Here is a 425-nt window from a genome sequence, read left to right on the forward strand (position 1 = left end):
CGCGCGCACGACCGTGCGGCGGCTGTCGGGCGGGCAGCGGCAGCGCCTCGCGCTCGCCGCGGCGATCGTCGGGCGCCCGGAGGTCGTCTTCCTCGACGAGCCGAGCGCAGGCATGGACCCGCAGAGCCGGCACGCCGTGTGGGAGCTCGTCCGCGAGCTGCGCGCGGAGGGCGTGGGGATCGTCCTCACGACGCACCTCATGGACGAGGCGGAGGACCTGGCCGACCACGTCTACGTCGTCGACCAGGGCAAGGTCATCGCCGCCGGCGCGACGCGCGACCTGCTCGAGACCGGCGCCGACGGCGAGGCGGACCGCACCGTCCGTTTCGAGGCCACGCCCGGGCTCGGCCTCGACGGCCTGAGCGAGGCCCTCGCCGGGGCGGGACTGCCCGACGGCGCGGGCGCACCCGCCGCGTGGAGCGTCG

1 protein-coding gene is annotated in these 425 nt (G+C 77.4%); it reads left to right on the top strand.

Features of this window, described 5'->3' with window-relative positions:
* Nucleotides 1–425, top strand: a 425-nt coding sequence (locus G3I78_RS48970) for an ABC transporter ATP-binding protein (RefSeq protein WP_164437133.1), incomplete at both ends; no start/stop codon positions are given.

The sequence above is a fragment of the Streptomyces sp. SID13726 genome, from assembly GCF_010548375.1.
Taxonomy (GTDB): Bacteria; Actinomycetota; Actinomycetes; order Streptomycetales; family Streptomycetaceae; genus Streptomyces.